We start from the raw sequence: 15,600 nt of genomic DNA, 5'->3' as shown, positions 1-15,600 counted from the left end.
GCCCCCTCGCCTCCGGGCTGATCGCGCTCGTCGCGACCGGTGCCCTGCTCTTCGGCGCGACCCCGGCCCTCGCCGCGGAGAACCCGCAGAAGCCCCTCTCCTCCTCCGAGGAGGCGCCGACCGGCCTCGCTCCCGCGAGCGAGTCGCCCGAGGCCGCCCAGCAGACCGCCCGCGCGGCCGTCAGCTACTACAACGCCCTCGTCGGCGGCGAGGAGCTGGCCGCCGGACAGCGGATCGTCTCGGGCACGAACGGCTACTCGTTCCGGATGCAGACCGACGGCAACGCCGTGGTCTACGACCCGCAGGGCCGCCCCACTTTCGCCACGAACACCCAGGGCCGCGGCGACCACCTGGTCATGCAGACCGACGGCAACATGGTCGTCTACTCCGCCAAGGGCGGCCCCGTGTGGAGCACGAACACGATCAACGAGGCGGGAGCCTCGGTGATCATGCAGCCCGACGGCAACCTCGTCGTCTACCGCGAGAACGGCTCGCCCGCCTGGGCGAGCAGCGTCCGCCGCGTCATCGCCGAGCCGGTGACCGACACGCTGTTCACGGAGCAGACCCTCCGCCCCGTCCACCAGCTCACCTCCGCCGACGGCCGCTTCAGCGCCGTCATGCAGAACGACGGCAACTTCGTCGGCTACGGCCCCCAGGGCGCCGTCTGGGGCACCGGCACCGGCGGCTCCGGCAACCGCATCACCATGCAGAAGGACGGCAACGCCGTCATCTACGGCTCCGACGGCTCCGTCAAGTGGTTCTCGGGCACGCGCGGCAAGGACCTCCGCCTGGGCATCAACAACGCCGGCTCGCTGATCATCGTGAACCCGTCCGACGACGTGATCTGGACCAGCCAGGCCGCCTTCCCCTCGACCACGCTCTACGCGGCGAACTCGCTCGAGGCGGGCAGCTTCCTCCGCTCCGCGAACGGCGTCTACCGAGCGGTGATGCAGGCGGACGGCAACTTCGTCGTCTACGGCAAGAACGGCCCGATCTGGGCGTCGAAGACCACCCGCGCAGGCGGCTTCTTCGCCATCGACACCAGCGGGCAGATCGCCGTGGGCACCGAGACGACGAGCGGATGGTCGGTCGTCCCGCCCGCCGCGTCGGTCGGCCCCTACAAGCTCGTCATGCAGGACGACGGCAACCTCGTCGAGTACGACAGCCGCCGCGCGGTCTGGGCCAGCCGCGGCTGACGCCCCTCCGCCACGACGCCCCCTGGTCCCCGGACCGGGGGGCGTCGTCGTCTCCCCCGCCGTGGGACGATTCCCCCGACCCCGCCGCCCTCCCCGACAGGACCCCTGCGATGACGCACCTCCCCTCCGGCCGCTCCCTGACCGCCTCCCTCGCGGCGCTCGCCGCCACGGGCGCGCTCCTGCTGGGCTCGCTGCCCGCCGCCGCGGTCGAGGCCCCGCCCTCGGCGTCCTCCGCCGTCGCCTCCGCCGCGGTCCTCCGTGCCGGCGAGCAGCTCGCGCGCGGCGAGCGCCTGGTGTCCCCCGACGGCGCCTCCTCCCTCGTGATGCAGACCGACGGCAACGCCGTGGTCTACGCCGCCGGCGGCCGTCCCACCTGGGCCTCGGGCACCCAGGGGCGCGGCGACAGCCTGCGGATGCAGGACGACGGCAACCTCGTCGTGTACGCCGCGGACGGGCGCCCGGTCTGGGCGAGCGGCACGGTGGCCGACCCGGGCGGCGAGCTGCGGATGCAGGACGACGGCAATCTCGTGATCTACCGCCGCAGCGGCTCGGCCGCCTGGGCCAGCAGCATCGGCGGCCGGATCGACGAGCCGCGCACCGACACCCTCCGCCGCGGCAGCACCCTCTACGCGGGGAACCGGCTCGCCACCCAGGGAGGCACCACGGCGGTGATGCAGGCGGACGGCAACCTCGTCGTCTACGGGCAGGGCGGGGCTCTCTGGGCGAGCGGCACCCGCGGCCGGGGCAACGTCCTCCGGATGCAGGACGACGGGAACGCCGTGGTCTACACCGCGGACGGCGCGCCCGTGTGGGCCTCGGACACGTCCGGCGAGCCGGGCGCCACGATGGTCCTCCGCGAGGGCGATCTCCGGATCGCGGACGACTCCGGCGTCCTCTGGAGCAGTGCCGCGCTCGTCGTGCGCGACTCGCTCTCCCCGAGCGGCCTCGTCGTCGCGGGCACGCGGCTGACCTCGGCGAGCGGGCAGTGGCGGGCGGAGATGCAGCGCGACGGCAACTTCGTCGTCTACGGGCCGAGCGGCGCGGACTGGGCGACGAACACCTCCTCCGCCTCCGGTGCCGCCTTCTCGATGAGCTCCGAGGGCCGGCTCGACGTGGCCGACTCCCGGATCCTCTGGCTGCGGTTCCCGAGGATCTCCTTCGGTATCGGCCAGACCGGCGTCGTCGCGCCCTACCGCCTCGTGCTGCAGGACGACGGCCGCCTCGTCGAGTACGACGGCATCGGACGGGCCGTCTGGGCCAGCCGGGGCTGACGCGCGACGCATGATGGAGGGGTGAGCGACCCCGGCGACTTCATCCGCTCGGCCCTGGAGTACGAGGGCGACGTCTGGCGCGCGCAGGACGTGCGCGAGCGCCTGGGAGCAGGGCTCGACTCGACGGGCGCCTCGGTCGGGGCGGTCCGCGGCACCGTCCGCGACGCGCTGAGGAAGTTCCGCTCGCTCGAGCACGACGACGTGACCGCCCTCTCCTCCGAGCTGTGGGAGCCGGCGGTGTTCGAGCCGCGGCTGGCGGCCGTCGTGCTGCTGCAGTCCCGAGCCGAGTGGCTGCGCGGCTCCGACCTCACCCGGCTCGAGGGCTTCGTCCGCGACTCCCGCGTGGACGAGCTGAGCGACCCGCTGGCCCGCGACGTCGTCGCTCCGCTCCTGGCAGGGCTGCGCGGTGCGGCGCGGACCCGGGCGGACGCGGTCCTCGACCGCTGGGGGGCGGAGGGCGGGCGCCTGGCGCGCGCGGCCTCCCTGGCGCGGGCCTCGGTCCCGACGGAGCACGGCTGAACGGCCGCTCGGACCGACCGCCCCGCGGAGCCGGGCGCCTGCTCAGGCGGCCCGGTGCTCCTGAGCCGCCGTGCCGTCCGCCACCCGGATCCGCGTGTCGAACTCCAGGCCGGGATCGACCCGGTGCGCGATCAGGACCACCGTCCGCCCCTCGGCGGCGCGGAGCAGATCCCCGAGCAGAGCGTCGGCCACGGGAGCGTCCACCGACGCCGTCGGCTCGTCCAGCACCAGGACGCGGAAGTCGGCCAGGAGTGCGCGTGCGAGGGCGATCCGCTGAGCCTGGCCGCCCGAGACGAGCGAGCCCCGCTCCCCCACCCGCGCGTCGAGCCCACCGCGTGCAGCAAGCCAGGGGCCGAGCCCGACCCGATCCAGCACCGCCTCGAGCACGGCGCCATCTGCCTCGGGCCGCGCGAAGAGGAGGTTCTGCCGGATCGTGTCGTCGAAGAGGTACGGCTGCTGCTCCACGAGCCCGACCCGCTTCCGCACCTCCGCCTGCGGCAGCGTGCGCGCCTCGACTCCGCCCAGGAGGTAGCTGCCGGAGTGGTAGAGGAAGCGCACGAGAGCGTGCGCGAGCGTGGTCTTCCCGGACCCGCTGCCGCCGGTGACGAGGACGCGCGCACCCTCCGGCAGGTCGAGCGAGACGCCCCGCAGCGCGGGCGTGTGCGCGCCGGGCCAGCTCACCGACAGGTCGCGCAGGACGATGCCGGCGCCCCGGGGAGCCGGGGCGTCCGGGTCCACGTCCGCGTCGGTCGCGAGCGCCGGCGACGCCGCCTCGGCGTCCAGATCGGCCAGGCGCTGAGCGCTCGAGAGCGCGGTGCGCGCCGCCTGCACGGCGAGCGGCGCGGCGGCGGCGACCTCGAAGACCGCGAGCGGCACGAGCGCGACGACTCCCAGCGCCGGACCGCCGAGGTCGCCGATCGCCGGGATCCCGAGCGCGAGGCCCGCCCAGACCGCACCGCCCGAGCAGAGGGCGAGGACGGCCGCGGCCAGTCCGGCGGAGGCCGCCCGCCGACGCGCCGCCCGGGCGAGCGACTCCTCCGCGCGTGCCACGTCCGCCAGAGCGTCACCCGCCGCATCGAAGGCGGTGAGCACGTCGAGGCGGGTGACCAGCAGGTTGAGGCGCTCGGCGAGCTCCCCGCGCAGCGGCGCCAGCTCGCGATCCGCCTGCGCGGAGAGCCGGCCGGCGCCCAGGGCCCCGCCGGCGAAGGCGAGGACCAGCAGCGCCAGCAGCACGGCGCCCATCGCCGGCAGGAGCAGCCAGACGCCGACCACGGAGACCGCAGCGACCAGCGCCGCGACGACCAGCGGCTGCACGACGCGCAGCGGCACGTCCTGCTGGGCGTCGACGTCCGCCACCACCCGGGAGACCAGGTCGCCACGGCGCACGCGGCCCAGCCCGTCCGGCGCGACCGGCACCAGGCGCTCGTAGACGCCCGCCCGGAGCTCCGCGAGCGCGCGGAAGGCGGCGTTGTGGCCGGTCAGCCGCTCGAGGTAGCGGAAGAAGGCCCGCGCCAGCGCGAACGCCCGCACGCCTACGACGGCCATGGAGAGGAACAGGATCGGCGGCTGCTCGGCCGCGCGGACGATCAGCCAGGCCGAGCAGGCCAGCAGCGCCACGACGGCCGAGGAGGAGAGCAGCCCGAAGGACAGACCCGGCAGGAAGCGGCGCGGCCCGGGCATCGCGGCGCGGAGGACGTCGGAGCGGTTCACCTCGCGACCGCCCCCGCCGGCGCCAGGGCGATCACGGCGTCGGCCGCCGCGACGGTCGCGGGCCGGTGGCTGGCGACGACGACGATCGTCCCGCTCTCCGCCAGCGTCCTGAGTCCGGCGAGCAGCGCCCGCTCGGACTCCTCGTCGAGGGCAGCGGTCGGCTCGTCCAGGGCCAGCACCGCGCACCCGCGCTCGAGCAGGCGGTGCACGGCGCGGGCGACGGCGACGCGGGCGCTCTGCCCGCCCGAGAGGCCCGTCCCCTCGGCGTCGAGCCGGCGCTCGGGGTCCACGTCGACCGCGGCGATCGCCAGGGCCCGCCGCACGCGCTCGGGGTCCGGCGAGAGTGCTCCGAGCCCGACGGCGGAGGCGACGCTCCCCGGGAGCAGGTCGGGCCGCTGGCCCGCCCAGGCGAGCGTCGACCGCAGATCCGCGACCGGCGACCCGCCGAGCAGCAGCGTGCCCGAGAAGGGCACGAAGCCCGCGAGCGCGGCGAGCAGCGTCGACTTCCCGGACCCGCTGGGCCCGGTCACCACGGTGATCGACCCGACGGGGAGCACCGCGTCGACAGGAGCGAGCGTCCGCCCGCGTCCGTCGTCGACCGCGAGACCCCGCAGCTCGAGCGCCCCCGTCGCCGCCGGAGCCTTCCCGGGAGGGGGCAGGGCCGCCGCGCGCTCGAGGACGGCGAAGGCGCGGTCCGCCGCCTGCACCCCGTCGGCCGCCGCATGGAACTCGGCACCGACCTGGCGCACCGGCAGGAACACGTCCGGCGCCAGCACCAGGACGAACAGCCCGACGGCCAGCCCCAGCGAGCCGTCGACGAGCCGCAGCCCGATCGAGACGGCGACCAGTGCGACCGAGAGCGAGCCGGCGAGCTCCAGCACGAAGCCGCTGACGAAGGTCACCCGCAGCACCTTCATCGTGTGCACGCGGTAGTCCTCGGTCAGCGCGCGGATCCGCGTCGCCTGCCGCTCGGCCCGCCCGAAGATCTTGAGCGTCGCGAGGCCGCCGACGGTGTCGACGAAGCCGGACGCGAGGGCCTGCAGCCGCTCCCACTGCCGCGCCTGCACGGCCTGGGTCGCCCAGCCGATCAGCACCATGAACACCGGGATGAGCGGCAGGGTCACCACCAGGAACACCGCGCTAAGCGGATCGGCGAGGAAGACCACGAGCGTCAGGAGCGGCGTCGCCACCGCGGTGGCGATCAGCTGCGGGAGGTAGCGGGCGAAGTAGCCGTCGAGGGAGTCCAGTCCGCCGCCCAGCAGCGCGACGACCCCGCCCGAGCCCCCTTCGGAGCGGCCCGCCGGGCCGAGCTCGACCAGTGCGGCGAGGACCGCCTGCCGCAGCTGCGCCTTCGCTCCTGCTCCTCCGCGCACCGCGTTCACCTCGGTCGCCCAGGCGAGAGCCGCCCGCGCCGCGACGACCGCGAGCAGGGCGGTGAGCAGCGGCGCGAGATCGTCGGCGCTCCTCCCGTCGACCGCACCGGCCACCAGCTGCGCCACCAGCCACGCGAAGGCGACGATCGCCAGGGTCCTGGCCAGCGCGAGCACCCCGCCGAGCAGGAGGAACACGCGGGCCGCCCGGGCGTAGCGGAGCAGGCGCGGATCGAGGGGCTTCACGTCAGTGGGCGTCGACCGGGATGTGCGCGCGGCTGATGCGCTTGCGGAAGATCCAGTAGGTCCAGGCCTGGTAGCCGACGATGAGCGGCACGAACACCAGGGCGGTCCAACTCATGACCGTCAGCGTATAGGGCGTGCTGGAGGCGTTCTCGATCGTCAGCCCGTAGGCGGGGACGTTCGAGGCCGGCATCACCGCGGGGAACAGCGTCGCGAAGAGGGCGAGCACGGCGAGCGCGATGGTGCCGGCCAGCAGCGCGAAGGCGCGTCCCTCCCGGCCCCGCGTGATCGCGAGCCAGCCGCCGACGAGGGTCGCGGCCGCGCCCGCCGAGAGCGCCCAGGAGGCGGTGCTCCCCTGGCCGAGGTTGGTCCAGGCCAGGAAGACCGCGGCGACGACCACGGTGAGCAGCCCCGCGCGGGTCGCCAGGCGGCGCGCACGCTCGCGGATCTCCCCCTCCGTCTTCAGGGCGACGAAGACGACTCCGTGCGTGAAGAAGAGCAGGAGGGTCGTCGCTCCGCCCAGCAGGGCGTAGGGGTTCAGCAGGTCCAGGACGGTGCCGGTGAAGTTGTGGTCGGCGTCCATCGGGACGCCCTGCACGATGTTCGCGAAGGCCACGCCCCAGAGGAAGGCGGGCACCGCGGAGCCGACGACGATCATCGTGTCGAAACGCCGCTTCCACTGCGCCTCCGGACGCTGGTGCCGGTACTCGAACGAGACGCCGCGGGCGATCAGCGCGAGCAGGATGAGCAGAAGCGGCAGGTAGAACCCGCTGAAGAGCGTGGCGTACCACTCCGGGAACGCGGCGAACAGGGCGGCGCCGGCGACGATCACCCACGTCTCGTTCAGGTCCCACACCGGGCCGATCGTGTTGATCAGCACGCGGCGGTCGGTGTCGTCGCGCCCGAGGAACGGGAGCGACATGCCGACGCCGAAGTCGAACCCGTCGAGGACGAAGTAGCCGATGAAGAAGAACGCGACGATCCAGAACCAGAGAACGGCGAGATCCATGAGGGGTGCCTCCTAGTAGACGGTGCCGACGAGCTGCGGGCGACCGCTCTCCTCGTCGACCTCGGGAGCGTCGTCGGGGCCGGCCTGCGCGGCCCGCTTGATCAGGCGGAACTCGACCACGGCGAGCGTGCCGTAGATCGCGGTGAAGGCGAGCAGCGAGATCAGGACCTCGAGGCCGCTCACTCCGGGCGAGACTCCGTCGGCGGTCTTCAGCAGTCCGAACACGAGCCACGGCTGGCGGCCCATCTCGGTGAAGACCCAGCCCACGATCATCGCCATCAACGGCAGCGGGGCGGCCCAGATCGCGACCTTCCACATCCACTGCTTCGGCTCGCGGCCCTTCCGGGTGAACCAGAGGCCGGCCGCGGCGACGCCGATGGCCAGGGAGCCGAGGGCCATCATCCAGCGGAACGACCAGTAGGTGACCCAGATGATCGGCGTGTAGTCGCCGGGTCCGTAGACCTGGGTGTACTGCGCCTGGAGGTCGTTGATGCCCTCGACCGTGCCGGTGAAGGTGTGCGTCGAGAGGAAGGAGAGCAGGTAGGGGATGCGGATCGAGAACAGCTCGCTCGAGCCGTCCGGCGTGCCCCAGGTGAAGACGGAGAAGGAGGCGTCGACGCCCGTGGAGGTCCTGTAGAGCGCCTCCGCGGCCGCCATCTTCATCGGCTGCGTGTCGACCATCGCGAGGCCGAGCGAGTCGCCGGTGAACAGGGTCAGGCCGCCGCTGACGAGCATCATCCAGGCGCCGAACCTCAGCGCGGGGCGCATGGTCTCGAGGTGCTGGTTCCGCGAGAGGTGGTAGGCCGCGACGCTGATGATGACGGCGGCCGAGACCATGAAGCAGGCGAAGATCGTGTGCGGGAACGCGGCGAGAGCGACCTTGTTGGTGAGGAGCGCCCAGATGTCGGTGAGCTCCGCGCGGCCCTTGGTCTCGTTGATGCGGAAGCCGACCGGGTTCTGCATGAACGCGTTCGCGGCGATGATGAAGTAGGCCGAGAGCGTGGTGCCGAGCGTGGTCAGCCAGATGGTGGCCAGGTGCAGCTTCTCGGGCAGCTTGTCCCAGCCGAAGATCCAGAGGCCGATGAAGGTCGCCTCGAGGAAGAAGGCGAGCAGGCCCTCGAACGCCAGCGGGGCCCCGAAGACGTCGCCGACGAAGCGGGAGTAGTCGCTCCAGTTCATCCCGAACTGGAACTCCTGGACGATCCCGGTCACGACGCCCATCGCGAAGTTGATCAGGAAGAGCTTCCCGAAGAACTTCGTCAGCTGCAGGTAGTGCACCTTCCCGGTGCGCACCCAGCAGGTCTGGAAGATCGCGACGGTGAGCGCCATGCCGATCGTGAGCGGCACGAACAGGAAGTGGTAGATCGTCGTCAGACCGAACTGCCATCTCGACAGCAGGAGCGGATCCAGGAGTTCGTTCACAGCTCCGAGAGTAGGTCGGCGGAAGGGGTCCGACGGCCTCCGATCCCAGTACTGGGGCGGATGTGCGGCCTTCCGCGAGCTCCTGGCGGCACCCTTTCCGGGGTGGCCCCGGACGCCCCTCCGAGCGCTTCCGCCGACCGGTCGCTCGACGTCGAGACAGTCCCTCTCGACGTCGAGGGAGTCCCCCGCGGGGCGACTGCCGAGCGGGGCTCGCCTCCGTCGGACCCGCCGCCGGCGACCTCTCGACGCCGAGCGATCAGGCGGGCGACGGAGCGCTGAGACTTCCTCTCACGGGCCTTCAGCGGATTCCCAGGCGCACATCCGCGAGATCGGCTCTGGGAATCCGTTCACGGCGCGACGCATCGACGTACTCGCCCGGTGAAGAGACTCTCGGGGCCGATGCCGAGGCGCCGTCGGCGGGCGCCCCGCGGTCAGCCGGCGTCGACGCGCGAGCGGGAGCCGGAGAACCAGGCGGGCGCCTGGAAGCCGTACTTCAGCACGGGCAGGTCGCGGGTGAGGCGCCAGTAGCCCAGTCCCGCCGCGACGCCGATCCCGCAGACCAGGAGCGGCACGACCGGCCCGATGACGTCGAGCCAGCGCTCTCCGTCGAAGAGCAGCAGGGCGCTCGTGGCGAGCGAGACGAAGAGGACGTGCACCACGTACACCGGGAGCGTGTTGCGGCCGATGAAGGTGATCCAGCCCGCGCCGCGCCGGTTCGAGAGGAAGCGGGCGACCACGAGCCCGGCGAGGACCGCCAGCACGCTCACCAGGACCAGCCCGATCGTCAGCAGCGGGAAGCGGGCGCGGACGGCGAGGATCACGCCGGCGAGCACGAGGAACAGCACGCCGAAGCCGACTCCGCTGAGGATCCCGCGGCGCTCCACGAACGCGATCACCGCGTTCCGCAGGTAGAGGCCGAGCAGGAAGAACATCAGGTAGCGGGCCATGCCGTCCCAGGCGATGTTCCCGGTGCCCTCGGAGGTGCTGGAGCGGACGGCGTACCAGACCACGGCGATCGCGGTCGCGATGCCGATCTGCACCCGCCAGTCGATCCGGCCCTGCGCGAGCTTGGCGGCCACGAAGAAGATCGTGAGCGCGTAGAGGAACCAGAGCCCGTTGTGCGGCATCACCGGCTGGAGGAGCAGCGCGAGCGGGTCCGACTCGTCGGTGCCGCCCGGGTTGGGCACCACCAGGAAGAAGAGGAACCGCACCACGGACCAGAGCAGGAAGGCCCAGACCAGCAGGCTCAGCCGCGAACGCCAGAGCTCCGGCCACGACCGGGTGAGCACGGAGCCGGCGAACAGCCCCGAGGCGAGGAAGAACAGCGGCATCCGGAAGGTGATGAGGAGGAGGTTGATCTCGTTCCACGAGTCGGGGGCGATCCCGGCCGTCGTGGTCCACTGCACGGAGTGGGCCAGGGCGACCAGGATGATCGCGATGCCCTTCGCCGTGTCCACCCAGGTGATGCGTGCGCGTGCCATGAGTCCTCGTCGTGATCGTCCATCGGAAGTCGGCCGGCGGCGACGATGACGATGGCGATGTGCAAGTGTCGCACGGCTGTGCATCCTCTGTGATGTTCTGCGCGGATCCGATCACGGCGATCCGGTGACGGAGAGACGGCCACCGGGTGCGCGGGTCCTCGGACGGCCTCCTCGTGGACGACGCGCCCCCGCCGATGCCCGAGGATCGAGCCATGACTCGAGCGACGCCCTCCGGCTCCGCCCCCGGCCCCCGCCGCATCCGCCTCCGCCTCCTGGTCGCGCTGCTGGTGCTCGCGCTGGTCCTCGCCGGCGCGGGCATCGCCCTCTCGCTCGCCTCGCGGAGCGGAGGCGCGGCCGCTCCGGCCGCGAGCTCCCCCGACCCCGGCCCGACCTCCTCCGTCGACATGGCCGAGCGCGTCGCCGGTCTCGAGAAGCGCTTCGCCGCCGGGTTCCCGCAGCACAGCATCGTCCTCACGGGCAGCTCCACGATCGGCCGCTGGACGACCTCCAAGGAGGACCTGCGTCCGCTCGAGACCTACAACATCGGGATCGGCGGCACAACCGTCGCCGATCACCTCGCGTGGCTGGACCGCATGGTCGCCCCCTTCGATCCCCGCGCCGTGATCGTGTACGTGGGAGCGAACGACATCAGCGGCGAGGAGGGCTCGCGCACCGGCGCCCAGACCGCCGGCGCCGTCGTCGAGTACCTCCAGCGCGTGGAGGAGGTCGCCCCCGACGCCGAGCTGTTCTACGTCGAGATCGCGGAGACGCCCGCCCGCGCCTCCGTCGGCGCCGAGGTCCGCGCCGCCAACACCGCGGTCAGCGCCTACGCCGAGACGGACGACCGCGTCACCTTCGTCCCCACCGCCGACGCGCTCGTCACCTCCGACGGCTCTGTCGACCCCTCCCTCTTCGTCGACGACGGCCTGCACTTCGACGAGGCCGGCTACGCCCGGTTCTCGGAGGCGGTCCGCGCGGTGGTCCTGCCCGCTCTGGAGTGAACCGGCGGGCCGACGCACTGCAGCCCCGCTCGACGTGAGCGGCCCGGGGACACCGCGCCCGGAGCCCCCAGTGTTGACCCTGAAGGGGGACACGGCCCCTCCGTCGCGCGCGCCTATCCTGGCCCCGCGTCATCGCCGACAGCGCCCTCTGCACCGCCGCAGACCGCCGCTCGCTCAGCAGCGCCGACCGTCTCGGAGTCACCGATGCCCCGCTCGAGGATCCGCCCCCGTGGTCTCGCCCTGCTCACCGTCCTGGCGATCACGGCCGCCGCGCTCGTCGCCGGGCCCGCGGGTCCGGCGTCCGCCGCTCCCGTCGTGCCCGCCGGCTTCACCGACTCGCGGGTGGCGGTCGTCCCCGCGCCGACCGCCCTCGCCTTCACGACCGACGGGCGCACCCTCGTCTCCTCGCAGACCGGAGCGATCCGGGTGATCCGCGCCGGCGGCCTGGTCGCCACTCCGGCCCTCGACCTGCGCTCGAAGGTCTGCGCCAACGGCGAGCGCGGTGTGCTCGGCCTCGCGGTCGACCCGGCACCGGGATCGCGCACCGTCGTCGTCTACTACACCGCGAAGGGCTCCGACTCCTCCTGCCCGACCAACGCCGGGGGCACGGTGAACCCCGCGGGAGCCCCGCGCAACCGCGTCTCCTCGTTCCAGCTCGGCACCGACGACCGCATCGACCCGGCCTCCGAGCGCGTCCTCCTCGACGGCATCTACTCCCCCGCGAGCAACCACAACGGCGGCGACCTCGCCATCGGGAAGGACGGCCTGCTCTACGTCAGCGTCGGCGACGGCGGCTGCGACTACCGCGGCGGAGTCGGCTCGCCGGGCGGCAGCGGCTGCGGTGGCCGGAACGACGCCGCCCGCGACCCGAACATCCTGAACGGCAAGATCCTCCGGATCACCCTCACCGGGGGCGTCCCGGCCGGCAACCCCTACCTGGGCACCGGGACCGCCTCCTGCCGGCTCGCCCCGGCCGCCGAGGGCCTGCGCTGCCGCGAGACCTTCGCGAGCGGCCTGCGCAATCCGTTCCGGATGGCCTTCGACCCGAACGCGACCGGCACCGTCTTCCACATCAACGACGTGGGCCAGGACGCCTGGGAGGAGATCGACCAGGGCGTCGCCGGCGCCGACTACGGCTGGAACACCCGTGAGGGCCACTGCGCGAAGACCGGCTCGGCCTCGAACTGCGGAGCCGCGGCGCCCGCCGGGCTCACCGACCCGGTCCACGACTACGCGCACAGCAGCGGCTGCGCCTCGATCACGGGCGGCGCCTACGTCCCCCGCGGCGTCTGGCCGGCCGCCTACGACGGCGCGTACCTCTTCGGCGACTACGTGTGCGGGAAGATCCGGACCCTCGGCCGCACCGGCGCGGCCGGCGACCTCGTGACCGGCCTCGGCGGCAGCAGCGCCGTCGCCATGGCCTTCGGTCCCTCGCGCGGGACCCAGGACCTCTTCTACACCAGCTACGCGAACGGCGGCGAGGTCCGGCGCCTCGCCTACACCGCCGCGGCGAACCGCGCTCCGACCGCGGCCCTCACCGCCGCCCCCTCCTCCGGCGCGGCTCCTCTCGCCGCGCGGCTGAACGGCTCGGGCAGCAGCGACCCGGAGGGCGGTGCCCTGACCTACCTGTGGTCGTTCGGCGACGGCACCCCCGACCGCATCACGACCGGCCCGACCTTCACCCACAGCTACGCCGCCGGCAGCTGGACCGCGTCCCTCCGTGTCCGCGATCCGAAGGGAGCCGTCTCCGCCCCCGCGACGACGAGGATCACCTCGGGCGACAGTGCCCCGACGGTGAGCATCACCGCACCCGCCGACGGAGGGGTGTTCGTGACGGGCCGGAGCTACGGCCTCCGCGCCACGGCGACCGACGCCGAGGACGGCGTCCTGCCCGCCTCGGCGCTCACCTGGACCGTCCAGCGCCGCCACGCTCAGCACACGCATCCCTTCCTCGGGCCGCTGACGGGGAACGACCTCTCCTTCGTCGCCCCCGGCCCGGAGGACCTCGCCGCCGCCGCGGACAGCGACCTCCTGATCAGCGTCACGGCGACGGACTCGAGCGGAGTGTCGACGACGGCGACGCGGACGTTCTCCCCGCAGAAGGTCTCCGTCACCCTGGCCACCGCTCCCGCCGGCCGGACGGTCGTCGTCAACGGCACCGAGATCGCCGGAGGCACGACCGTCGTCTCGTGGGCGGGCTCGGCCCTCCAGCTGGAGGTCCCGGACCAGACCGACGCGTCGGGCACGGCCTACCGGTTCTCGTCCTGGTCGGACGGCGGCGCCGCCTCGCACAGCGTCGTCACTCCCGGGAGCAGCACCACGCTGACGGCGACCCTCGTCGCCGCCGGGCTCCCCGGCGCTCCGACCGCGGTCACCGCCACGGCGGGCTCGGACGGCACGGCGACGCTCGCGTGGTCGCCCCCCGCGGGGACCGGTGGCTCGGCGGTCACCGGCTACCGGGTGTCGCGCGACGGGTCCGACACGAGCGGAGCCGGAGCCTGGAGCGCCGTGGTCGCCGCGACCAAGCGCTCGCAGACCTTCACGAAGCTGGTCCCGGGCCGCAGCTACACCCTCTCGGTGCAGGCGGTCACGGCGAACGGCACCGGCCCGGCGGCCTCCGCGCTCGTCGCCGTCCCCTGACCGCTCGGCGTCCACCGGCCTCCCGGGCGCAGCCCTGCCGCCGCCCAGCCGTGCGCCCCTACGATCGAGCCATGCCGAGCATCCGGAGCCGCCGTCGGCCCCAGCCCTTGATCGAGTCCGCGGCGGGCGGGGGCGCCCGGTGAACGACACCCTCACCGGGATCCTGGACTTCGTCGTCAGCGTCCCCCCGGTCTGGCGGACGCTCCTCGCCGGACTCGCGATCTTCTTCGAGACCACGATCCTGGCGGGCCTCGTCGTCCCCGGCGACACGATCGTGATCGTCAGCGCGACCGGCGTGACCAGCCCGCTGCAGTTCGCGGCGCTGGCCGTCACGGTCGTCATCGGCGCCCTCTGCGGCGAGTCCGTCGGCTTCTACCTCGGCCGCTGGTTCGGGCCGCGGATCCGCGCGTCGCGCCTGGGACGCCGGCTCGGCGAGAAGAACTGGCTGAAGGCCGAGCGCTACCTCGCGCGGCGCGGCGGGTTCGCCGTGTTCCTCTCGCGCTTCCTGCCGGTGCTGCACTCGCTGATCCCGCTGACGGTGGGGATGAGCGGGATGCGCTATCGGACCTTCATGGTCTGGACGATCCCGGCGTGCGTGCTCTGGTCGTCCGCCTACGTCGGCGTCGGCGCGGCCGCGGCGGGCAGCTACCGGGAACTCTCGGAGAGCCTGCACGGCGCCGGTTACGTCTTCGTGGGCGTCATCGTCGTCTTCGCCCTGCTCGTGCTCCTCGGGAAGAAGCTCCTGAACAGAGCGGAGGCGCGTCACCTCGACGAGTGACGCGCCTCCGGGCGTGGATCCGGGGAGGATCAGTCGACGAGACCCGCCGACTTCAGCCACTCGCCCGCGATCGCGGACGCGGACTTCTGCTCGTTGACGCTCTCGGAGTTGAGGGCGACGAGGTCGTCCGCCGTGAGCTTCGCGCTGACCGCGTTCAGCACCTCGGCCGCGTCGTCCGTGATCTTGCTCGAGACGATCGGCACGACGTTGTCGGCCACGAACAGTCCGTCCGGGTCCTCGAGAGCGACGAGGTCGTTCTTCTGGATGTTCGGGTCGGCCGTGTAGACGTTCGCCAGCTGGATCTGGTCGCTGGTGAGCGCGTCGACGGTGGTCGATCCGCCGCTGTCCTCGATCGCCTGGAAGGTGGTCGTGATGCCGTACTTCGACTGCAGGGTGTCGGGCCCGTAGGGGCGCGTCTGCAGCTCGGAGTTGCCGCCGACCACGATCGGGTCGGTGACGTTCTTGAGCGACGCGATGTCGGTCAGGTCCCACTTGTCGGCGAAGGCCTGGGTGACGGTGTACGAGTTCTGGTCGCTGGCCTCGGCGGCGTCGAGGGCGCGGAGGCCGTCGGGCAGCGCGTCGCCGAGCGCGGAGTACACGTCGTCGGCGGTGGTGGCCGTCGCGTCGGGCTCGAGCGCCTGCAGGAGGCTGCCGTCGTACTCCGGGAAGACGTCGATGGATCCGCTCTCGATCTCGGGCAGGTAGATCTCGCGCTGGCCGATGCGCAGCTGGCGGTCGACGGTGAAGCCGTCGTTCTCCAGCGCCTGCGCGTAGATCTCGGCGAGGATCTCGTTCGAGTAGTAGTCCTGCGAGCCGACCACGATGGTCTCGCTGCCCGCAGTCGCACCCGATCCCTCATCGAGCGGATCGCTCGAGGAACACCCTGCCAGTGCCACGACGGCACCGACCGCGAGTGCGCTGAGCGCGACACGGCCCTTCGTGAAATGTGCTGTGAACATT

The 15,600-nt window shown here is 73.0% G+C and carries 12 protein-coding genes; 6 read left to right on the top strand and 6 right to left on the bottom strand.

The window, feature by feature from the left end:
* The 3 genes from C5C39_RS14410 to C5C39_RS14400 form a co-directional block, all read left to right on the top strand.
* Positions 1 to 1,196, top strand: a 1,196-nt coding sequence (locus C5C39_RS14410) for a hypothetical protein (RefSeq protein WP_104353693.1), incomplete at its 5' end; no start/stop codon positions are given.
* A gap of 110 nt (positions 1,197 to 1,306) precedes the next feature.
* Positions 1,307 to 2,467: a hypothetical protein gene (locus C5C39_RS14405; RefSeq protein WP_181136401.1), complete on the top strand. Its 1,161-nt coding sequence runs from the start codon at positions 1,307 to 1,309 to the stop codon at positions 2,465 to 2,467.
* Between the two features lie 21 nt (positions 2,468 to 2,488).
* Positions 2,489 to 2,986 carry a DNA alkylation repair protein gene (locus C5C39_RS14400; protein WP_104353692.1) on the top strand — a complete coding sequence of 166 codons (498 nt, stop codon included), beginning with the start codon at positions 2,489 to 2,491 and terminating at the stop codon, positions 2,984 to 2,986.
* Positions 2,987 to 3,028: 42 nt separating this feature from the next.
* Here C5C39_RS14400 and cydC read toward each other — a convergent pair whose 3' ends face one another.
* From cydC to C5C39_RS14375, 5 genes are all read right to left on the bottom strand, one after another.
* Positions 3,029 to 4,696, bottom strand: coding sequence for a thiol reductant ABC exporter subunit CydC (cydC, locus tag C5C39_RS14395; protein WP_104353691.1), 1,668 nt, complete (start codon positions 4,694 to 4,696; stop codon positions 3,029 to 3,031).
* Positions 4,693 to 6,312: a thiol reductant ABC exporter subunit CydD gene (gene cydD / locus C5C39_RS14390; protein WP_104353690.1), complete on the bottom strand. Its 1,620-nt coding sequence runs from the start codon at positions 6,310 to 6,312 to the stop codon at positions 4,693 to 4,695. Before cydD ends, cydC begins: the two co-directional genes overlap by 4 nt.
* 1 nt (position 6,313) lies before the next feature.
* On the bottom strand, positions 6,314 to 7,318 hold the full coding sequence (gene cydB / locus C5C39_RS14385) for a cytochrome d ubiquinol oxidase subunit II (RefSeq protein ID WP_104263596.1): 1,005 nt from the start codon (positions 7,316 to 7,318) through the stop codon (positions 6,314 to 6,316).
* A 12-nt stretch (positions 7,319 to 7,330) separates the two neighbouring features.
* Positions 7,331 to 8,740: a cytochrome ubiquinol oxidase subunit I gene (locus tag C5C39_RS14380; RefSeq protein WP_104353689.1), complete on the bottom strand. Its 1,410-nt coding sequence runs from the start codon at positions 8,738 to 8,740 to the stop codon at positions 7,331 to 7,333.
* A gap of 431 nt (positions 8,741 to 9,171) precedes the next feature.
* Positions 9,172 to 10,221, bottom strand: coding sequence for an acyltransferase family protein (locus tag C5C39_RS14375; RefSeq protein ID WP_181133615.1), 1,050 nt, complete (start codon positions 10,219 to 10,221; stop codon positions 9,172 to 9,174).
* A gap of 212 nt (positions 10,222 to 10,433) precedes the next feature.
* On the opposite strand from C5C39_RS14375, the gene C5C39_RS14370 reads away from it, so the two are divergent.
* The 3 genes from C5C39_RS14370 (at position 10,434) to C5C39_RS14360 (ending at position 14,640) form a co-directional block, all read left to right on the top strand.
* Positions 10,434 to 11,222: a GDSL-type esterase/lipase family protein gene (locus C5C39_RS14370; protein WP_181136400.1), complete on the top strand. Its 789-nt coding sequence runs from the start codon at positions 10,434 to 10,436 to the stop codon at positions 11,220 to 11,222.
* 204 nt (positions 11,223 to 11,426) lie between these two features.
* Complete coding sequence (locus C5C39_RS14365) at positions 11,427 to 13,862, top strand: PQQ-dependent sugar dehydrogenase (protein ID WP_104353687.1); 2,436 nt, start codon at positions 11,427 to 11,429, stop codon at positions 13,860 to 13,862.
* A gap of 139 nt (positions 13,863 to 14,001) precedes the next feature.
* Positions 14,002 to 14,640: a DedA family protein gene (locus tag C5C39_RS14360; protein ID WP_104353686.1), complete on the top strand. Its 639-nt coding sequence runs from the start codon at positions 14,002 to 14,004 to the stop codon at positions 14,638 to 14,640.
* Between the two features lie 29 nt (positions 14,641 to 14,669).
* Here the strand turns inward: C5C39_RS14360 and C5C39_RS14355 are convergent, their stop codons facing one another.
* Positions 14,670 to 15,599, bottom strand: a complete 930-nt coding sequence (locus tag C5C39_RS14355; protein WP_104223111.1) for an ABC transporter substrate-binding protein — start codon at positions 15,597 to 15,599, stop codon at positions 14,670 to 14,672.
* Position 15,600: the final 1 nt, after the last annotated feature.

It is taken from the genome of Rathayibacter sp. AY1F3 (assembly GCF_002931975.1).
In the GTDB taxonomy this organism is placed as follows: domain Bacteria; phylum Actinomycetota; class Actinomycetes; order Actinomycetales; family Microbacteriaceae; genus Rathayibacter.
This window is presented reverse-complemented; position numbering and strand designations above follow the sequence as displayed.

Coding starts and splice junctions, on each gene's coding strand:
- C5C39_RS14365 (WP_104353687.1), top strand. CDS start 11,427: ATGCCCCGCTCGAGGATCCGCCCCCGTGGTCTCGCCCTGCTCACCGTC.
- C5C39_RS14370 (WP_181136400.1), top strand. CDS start 10,434: ATGACTCGAGCGACGCCCTCCGGCTCCGCCCCCGGCCCCCGCCGCATC.
- C5C39_RS14375 (WP_181133615.1), bottom strand. CDS start 10,221: ATGGCACGCGCACGCATCACCTGGGTGGACACGGCGAAGGGCATCGCG.
- C5C39_RS14355 (WP_104223111.1), bottom strand. CDS start 15,599: ATGTTCACAGCACATTTCACGAAGGGCCGTGTCGCGCTCAGCGCACTC.
- cydB (WP_104263596.1), bottom strand. CDS start 7,318: ATGGATCTCGCCGTTCTCTGGTTCTGGATCGTCGCGTTCTTCTTCATC.
- C5C39_RS14405 (WP_181136401.1), top strand. CDS start 1,307: ATGACGCACCTCCCCTCCGGCCGCTCCCTGACCGCCTCCCTCGCGGCG.